Annotated in this window: 9 protein-coding genes; 4 read left to right on the top strand and 5 right to left on the bottom strand. The window is 53.4% G+C overall.

Annotated features, from left to right (window positions below; all coding sequences use genetic code 11):
• Positions 1–65: 65 nt before the first annotated feature.
• Positions 66–482, bottom strand: coding sequence for a hypothetical protein (locus F7P65_RS10580; protein ID WP_150291713.1), 417 nt, complete (start codon positions 480–482; stop codon positions 66–68).
• Positions 483–704: 222 nt separating this feature from the next.
• On the opposite strand from F7P65_RS10580, the gene F7P65_RS10575 reads away from it, so the two are divergent.
• Positions 705–1,499 carry a LysR family transcriptional regulator gene (locus tag F7P65_RS10575; protein WP_150291712.1) on the top strand — a complete coding sequence of 265 codons (795 nt, stop codon included), beginning with the start codon at positions 705–707 and terminating at the stop codon, positions 1,497–1,499.
• Between the two features lie 218 nt (positions 1,500–1,717).
• Here the strand turns inward: F7P65_RS10575 and F7P65_RS10570 are convergent, their stop codons facing one another.
• The 4 genes from F7P65_RS10570 to F7P65_RS10555 all read right to left on the bottom strand — a co-directional run bounded on the left by F7P65_RS10570 (position 1,718) and on the right by F7P65_RS10555 (position 3,603).
• Positions 1,718–2,119: a hypothetical protein gene (locus tag F7P65_RS10570; RefSeq protein WP_150291711.1), complete on the bottom strand. Its 402-nt coding sequence runs from the start codon at positions 2,117–2,119 to the stop codon at positions 1,718–1,720.
• A gap of 98 nt (positions 2,120–2,217) precedes the next feature.
• A complete protein-coding gene (locus tag F7P65_RS10565; protein ID WP_150291710.1) occupies positions 2,218–2,616 on the bottom strand; it encodes a hypothetical protein in 399 nt (132 codons plus the stop codon).
• A gap of 70 nt (positions 2,617–2,686) precedes the next feature.
• Complete coding sequence (locus F7P65_RS10560) at positions 2,687–2,878, bottom strand: hypothetical protein (RefSeq protein WP_150291709.1); 192 nt, start codon at positions 2,876–2,878, stop codon at positions 2,687–2,689.
• 41 nt (positions 2,879–2,919) lie between these two features.
• Positions 2,920–3,603, bottom strand: coding sequence for a DUF805 domain-containing protein (locus F7P65_RS10555; protein WP_150291708.1), 684 nt, complete (start codon positions 3,601–3,603; stop codon positions 2,920–2,922).
• Positions 3,604–3,864: 261 nt separating this feature from the next.
• Between F7P65_RS10555 and F7P65_RS10550 the strand changes: the two genes are divergently transcribed.
• From F7P65_RS10550 to F7P65_RS10540, 3 genes are read left to right on the top strand one after another with little or no spacing between them, the layout of a single operon-like run.
• On the top strand, positions 3,865–4,398 hold the full coding sequence (locus F7P65_RS10550) for a DUF6932 family protein (protein ID WP_150291707.1): 534 nt from the start codon (positions 3,865–3,867) through the stop codon (positions 4,396–4,398).
• Positions 4,395–5,687, top strand: coding sequence for an XRE family transcriptional regulator (locus F7P65_RS10545; protein ID WP_150291706.1), 1,293 nt, complete (start codon positions 4,395–4,397; stop codon positions 5,685–5,687). Before F7P65_RS10550 ends, F7P65_RS10545 begins: the two co-directional genes overlap by 4 nt.
• A gap of 3 nt (positions 5,688–5,690) precedes the next feature.
• Positions 5,691–6,833: a beta family protein gene (locus F7P65_RS10540; RefSeq protein ID WP_150291705.1), complete on the top strand. Its 1,143-nt coding sequence runs from the start codon at positions 5,691–5,693 to the stop codon at positions 6,831–6,833.
• Positions 6,834–6,871: the final 38 nt, after the last annotated feature.

Raw genomic sequence — 6,871 nt, 5'->3', positions numbered from 1 at the left:
TCCGAATTTCCGGCACCACCTCAGTGTCCTGGATAAATTATATGATGGTGGCCGGGGCGTTGAAGTCACCTGCGAGCCAAAGGTGCGATTTCCCATCGCTTCAAATTTCGGTCGAACTTCCAGGTAAAGAGCCAACCTTCGTAAAGGAACGGCAGGAGGTTCGGTACCTTACCACGCTTCTTCGGAAGCGCGGGCCGGGGAAGAAAGGATAGATCGCGGACCTTCTCTTGAACTTGCAGTCTCTCCGCCTCTGTCCAACAGGGCGAAGAGGCTACTTCCGCGTCGAAATCCCGTGGGTCATAATCGCTGCATACCTTAACGTCCCAGACCTGTGTCGCCGGGTGATAGGACCAGTAGCAGGTATCATCGATGACATGGTATAACCCGAATATCTCCTCATAATGAGGGTCCGAGGGGTTTGGCAGTCCAAATGCCTCCACCATCTCGACGTGCCGGGCGGCGGCATGGATATTCACAAACATTGTTTTTAGGCTCCTTCAGCGGGTTAATCGAACAGCGCAGATGGCTGTCGCAACGGCTCTATGAATTTCGGCATGCGTTCCGGAAGCTGCGCAAATTTGCACAAAAAGACCGCCTAAGCCGCTGACGACGAACCGTTCTAATTTGTCGATGAAGCGTGAACCTTATGCTGGGCTCGTTAGCTTCTTTCGCAATAAAGGACAGCTCGACAGGGAAGGATGTGCGTGACCAAACCGATAATAGATACGGCATCGACAGCGTTCGATCTGCGGCTAGGCTGGTTGGAAGCTTTCGCGGCCACGGCCCGTCATCTCAGCTACGAACGTGCTGCAATCGATCTTGGGATTGAAGAGAGGCAGACGAAACGCAGAGTCGAACAGTTGGAAGGCTGGCTCAATCGGGTGTTGGTGCTCGATGGGACACCGCTGGAATTGAACAACGCGGACGACATTTGGTTTTTGCCAATCGCGATGGAATGTCTGGAGCGCTTCTCAGCCAGCAAAACTTGGCCAGGTAATGCGCCCCCAGAGCAGGTGCTTCGAAAATCGAAGACCTCAAACATCCGCTTGCTCGACCTGCAGACGTTTATAAAACTTGTGGAATCTGGGAACTTTAAGGCGACTGCCTATGAGATGGGATGCTCTCATGATCAAGTTCGTGAGAATATCTCGACCTTACAAGGAGCGTTGAGAAAGAACCTCGTTCGAGGCTGGTCAGTTCTGCAAGCAACAACTGATGGAATTAAATTTTTGGATACCTGCGATTTTATCCTAAGCTCCCTGTTCAAAAGCCGAGCTATCATTCCGGAAGATTATGATCCCAACAAACAAAAATTAATATCTTCCGCAAACACCCTCAATATTCATCGTATAAATCTTTCAGCATCTGTGTCTCGCCTCGAAAAGAAGAACAAGCCATCGAAAATGGACAAACTCGAAATTGCAGACTCTCGCAAAGCGTTAAATGTTCTTGATAATTTGCCGAGCGCTCTTTCCAGTTTATCAGACGCTGACGATTAGCGATATCGATGCTGGACCTGAAAGCAGAGCGGTGATCCCCGCGCCTCGCTAGATCTGGGCGGGGAGCACGTGGTATGCCCGAACCGAAAGCCCAATGTTGTTCGACGAGAAGCGTCAGTTTTTCAGCGCCGCACCGGCCGCCCCTACCGTAAGCCTGCAAAACTGCGGGGCTAGAGCATGCCCTGTCTTGCTGCTCCTTGGAAAAATGGTGAGCCGTCTCACATGGCAGGAGTTATGTAACTCGCACACATAGTGCGCAGCGTCGGATCGATCCCCTCGCCGTCCGGCACCAGCACGATAAAGGCGAAACCGTCGTTGCCAGCGGTCCTGATCAACTCCCAGCCCCATCCGTCCAGGCGTTCGGTCCAATCCCAAGGCGGAATATGATCTGGATCGCCGTAGCGGGTTTCGGAGAGCGGGTTCCAGAAGGGCGAGAAAGCCGCTTCCCTTATGAAGTCACCCTCCCCATCGCCCGGTTCGACGATGATGATGTGGGTCAACTCTTCCAGCGCGCAGGCAATGATATCTCGGATGCGATCGGACAGGAGGCGATGCAGGGTGGGATCGAGCGGCAGCAGCAGGGCCGCATTCATGTTGTTGATGTCGTAAAGTGACAGCATGGGGGAGATTCCTTTCGGGCATAAAAAATGCGCCCCGGAAGACGCTTTGTTCGTTTCGCTGGATTTGGGCTTCGAGAGGGTGGCCGGGCGGTCTTGGCTTAAATGCCCTCTGCCTTATCGTCTGGGTCACGACCTTGCTGATCGGCATAGGCCCGGCACAGATCGAGCAAGGTAGGGTCGATGCCTTCTGCGTCAGGCACGATCAGCACATGCCCCGCCCCTGAATCAGACAGCACAAAGGGCATTTCAAATATGGTGCCATGCCGCTGGACCCATTCGAAGGCCGGAACGCCGTCCATCAGGATCGGCCAGCCGGTTGCATCTTCGATCGCCGTCATGGTGTCACCCGGCTGGACGATGACGAAGATGCCTAATTCCGAAAGATCGCCATATTTCAACAACTGGTCACGGCGGGTTTGCAGGAGGCATTTCAGATCGGAGGCAATGGGGGTATCCAGATATGCGGCCAGTTCCTGCCACGTTTGAAAGATGTGCATGAGGTAGCTCCAATAAAAAAGCCCCCGACCGTGAGGCCGAGGGCGCGTTGTGTTTGATAATGGGTTGGGATCAGGCGGGCTTGGTCATCGCCTTATAGATGCCGATCAATAGCAGGATGCCGATGGGAATGCCCGTTGCCAGCGGATAGTGCAGGAGCAGATGCCATCCGCCCAGCACCAGCAGCAGACCCAGCGTTTCCTTGGTGCGAAAGATCAGACCAGCCAGGATCAGGAGAATGATCGCCAGCTTCAGGGCCATCATTATCGCCCCGAATAACAGCAATGCCCATATGACCCTTGCCATCAGGCGTTTTTGGGATTGGGTCCGAAACGGTTCTCGCCGGGCGTCCCATCGATCAGCATCATGGCCAGCACGATTAGCGGACCAATATAGGGAATGAAGTTCAGCAGCACGAACCAGCCGGACCTGTCCTGATCATGAAACCGCCGGACCTCGACGGCCAGCAGCGGAATAAACAGACCGAGCAGGCCCAGAACAAGGATTACCAGCATGAGCCTGCCAATCAGCCCCGTCTCGCCAAAATCGTTCTGATCGATGGCCGCCAGCGTCAGTGTGACCGCGAACAAGGCGATATATACCAACTGGAACATCCAGAATTCCCTGCGGCTGGCCCGGCCGGTGAACTGGGCATAACGCCGAACGGGAAGGATCATCCAACCGACATGATCGTCCTGTCCCGGATTGCCTGCCGGAGCGGAAGGCGCTGTTTTCTTCTGGCTGCCTCCGAACAGTAGCCGCTCCTTGGACCGTTCGAACTCGGTATCGGAAATGATACCGTCATTCTTGAGCTGATTCAGTTTTTCGATATTCCGCAAGGCCTCGGTATCGACCATCTGCGTTTCCTTTATGCGTGAGGGACTGAACCGCAACCCGGACGGGCACGGCTGAACAGGCAGCATCGCTATGGCTGTTGATGTTTCACTGCTCGCCCCCCTCACGCCTGGAAGAGCGACCTTCGGCTTCAACCTCGTGTCACCCCTATGTACCTCTCGGAGCGACGGCCGAAGCCGGATGTTCAGAACCCGCTGAGACAACGAGCGCGCACACCTTTACCGTCACCGGCTGGACATACGTGTACGCCACCCGGCCTCCGAATTTCGGCGACCGAGTTTGTCTCAAATTGGGGTTCTGACGCCCCACCCTCCGGCTTTCACGGAAGGCAGGGCTTTTCTGGCGGGATTAGAGCAGCTTCGCAATAGGCGTTTGAATCCGCCTGTTCATATAAGATGACGGATTTTGCGCGCCGGAGAGGAAAATTCATCCCCTTGCGAAACATTACACACAACGATATTGTTGTGTTCATGCTTCCGGCGCTCACTCCTCACTTCACTAATGGCCTGCTTGTCCTCCCGCCGGGATTGCATTTTGTGACGCTCCGGGAGTTTCGCGATGCGTTTGCCATAAATCCTAGGCGAGGTTGGCTATTTGAGGGGCTTATGGGCGCTTGCAGGGCTTTGAGAGAATCAGGGTGCAGCCGGATTTATGTTGGCGGCAGCTACGTTACGTCAAAGGTTGATCCTGGAGACTATGACGCCTGCTGGGATCCAACCGGCGTGTCAGGCGATCTCGACCCCGTTCTATATGATGACAATTTGGCCCTTGAACGACGGCAGCGATATCGGGGGGATCTTCTGTTTGGCAAGGTGGATGAGGGGCCTGCAGGCGAAAACTTCCGCTTCCTATCCCGAGACAAAATAACGGGAGAGGAGAGGGGCATGATCGGCATAAAATTGAGTCTTCTGGAAATACTAAATCTATGATAAAGAACGAAAAAGAATATCTTACCACGCGCAAAGCACTCTCGGGGTATGAGGATGCTTTGAGCAAGTTCGATATTCTTCAACTGATACGATCTGGCGTTGACCCCGTTATAGCTCGCGCGCAGCGGAATTCTTATGAAAGACAGGCAAAAGATCTTCGGGACCAATTAGAAGCATATGAAGCACTAAAAAGTGGAAATACGAATAATATATCCCTTGAAGAAATTGCCGATTTGGGAAAATCTCTCGTAGAAGCGCGCCTAGCGCGTGGCCTTACACAAAGAGAATTGGCCAATGTCGCCGGAATTCAGGAACAACAGATACAGCGATACGAAAAAGAATCATATGAAACAGCAAGTCTGAAGCGGATTTCTCACATTGCCAACGCAATAGGCATCGAGTTCTCGGCTAAACTTCGGATCAACAGAACAAATGAACCGGAGACATCGCAACTGCCAACAGGACTTTCGCTGGCAGATTTCCCCTTTGCAGATATGAATGCCAAGGGCTGGTTCGGCACGCGCATTAATCTGCGTAAGGTGTCAGCGGCAGAGCGCGTGAAGGTATTGGAAGGCTTCTTCGGTCAAGCGCCTCAGGAAATTGGCCTCGCATTGCATCGGAAAACGAACTCCGAGACTTCACCAGCTCGACGGGCAGCCTTGCTCTCATGGCAAGCACGCGTCCTAACTCGCGCTCGTCAGAAAGCTGCTTTGGCACGGCGTTTTGAAGCCCTCCCGGCTGACGTCATCTCCCAACTTCCTAAGCTCAGCACTGACAAGGACGGCATTAGAAAGGCCGTCGAAATGCTCCTGGGGTATGGAGTAATACTAATATTCGAACCTCATCTTCCCAAGACGAAGATCGATGGCGCCGCTATGTCTTTGGACAAGAAATATGCGGTCATAGGGATGTCAATTCGATTTGATAGAATCGACAATTTTTGGTTCGTTTTAATGCACGAGCTTGGACATATCGCACTTCACTGGCCCAAGGTTCTTTACACAGCAATCATTGACGAAAATGCCGGAGAAGGAGACGATGATACGTTAGAAAAAGAAGCTGACGAGTTCGCTGAGAATGCAATCATGCCAAAAGAAAAATGGCAATCATCCCTCATAAGATTCACAAAATCATCTCAAACTATTGAAGATTTCGCGAATCGTCATAACCTTCATCCAGCTTTAATTGCTGGCAGGATTCGGCGGGATCGAGGTTATACTGATTTCAGCGATATGCTCGGATCTGGCGAGATCAGGGCCAACCTTCAAGCTGCCGGGCTTTGGGAGTAACAGATGATGAACCTGTCGAATGCTGTCTATCTCTCCCAACTAAAGTGGAAGGCCGGAGAGCGGCGGGCACTTGCTACTGCACGATCAGCCCGTTCAGGTCGAATGATTCCCGCGTTCAAGATCCCGCCAGCGGGCGGGTTCGATCCTGAGCAGCAAAAGGTTCTGACCACGACCGAATATTTGCGGAGTTTTGGGAAACAGCTCGCGGATTGTTGGGATCGGCGTATCGCCTTCATCGACGCGGCATTGATCGATGATGAACACCATCGCGAAGCCATAGGCGGGCACCCGCTAACTGAACTGCTGGAGAGAGCCCGGCTCGCCGGAGGCAATGCAGCGCCAATTTTCTCGTCGGGAAATTCAGACGATTACAAGGCAGCCGTTCGCCGCTTTTTGGGCCGGAATGATAGTCCGCCATCCTGCCTACGGTTGAAGATCGATGAAATGGAAAATCTGGAAGGGCCGGAAGCGCTGCGGGTTATAGCAGCAGACTTCGGCGCCAATCCATCATCAACGGTCATCCTTCTGGACGGCGGGCCACTCGCGATCCACGAAGTGAACGAATTTGCAGACATTCTTGCCGGTCAGATTGCTCGCTTGATTGCTCCGAACACATGGATGCGGGTGTTCTGGAGCGCCACATCCTTTCCGGAGCAGCCGAAGTTGAAGGCCGGTATGGATGGCTCATTTCCACGTCTGGATTGGCAGCTCTACCGCGCATTGATGGAACATGCTGGCAGCCTTCCGGTTACCCCTATGTTTTCGGACTACGCGCTCGAATACCCATCGGCCTACGCACCTTTCAATGGCGCTCCATCGGCTCACCTTCGCTACTCGTCAGTTGATGAATATTTTATCTTCAAAGGCCCATCTGTTCGCCGCGAGCAAGGCTATAAGGCGATCTTTGAAGTGGCTGAGCGCCTTGTTTCCTCGGACGCTTACGCTGGCGCAGATTACAGCTTAGGTAACGCGTTCATCGACCGGCTAGCCACCGGCATCGGGAAAACAGGCCATGCCAGCATGTGGCGCTGGTCTTCTACGGACCATCATTTCAGCTTGGTTATCGAGCAACTGGCGGAGATGTTTAAGCTGCCGAAGGTCAGTGTGCGCGTTTCCGAGCCAATGGAGCAGTTGGCCCTGCTTTAAGGCATTGTGGCAGCTCCTCCTCCCTTCGACCCCGCCGA

This window comes from Sphingobium estronivorans, assembly GCF_008692605.1.
GTDB classification, from domain to species: domain Bacteria; phylum Pseudomonadota; class Alphaproteobacteria; order Sphingomonadales; family Sphingomonadaceae; genus Sphingobium; species Sphingobium estronivorans.
This window is presented reverse-complemented; position numbering and strand designations above follow the sequence as displayed.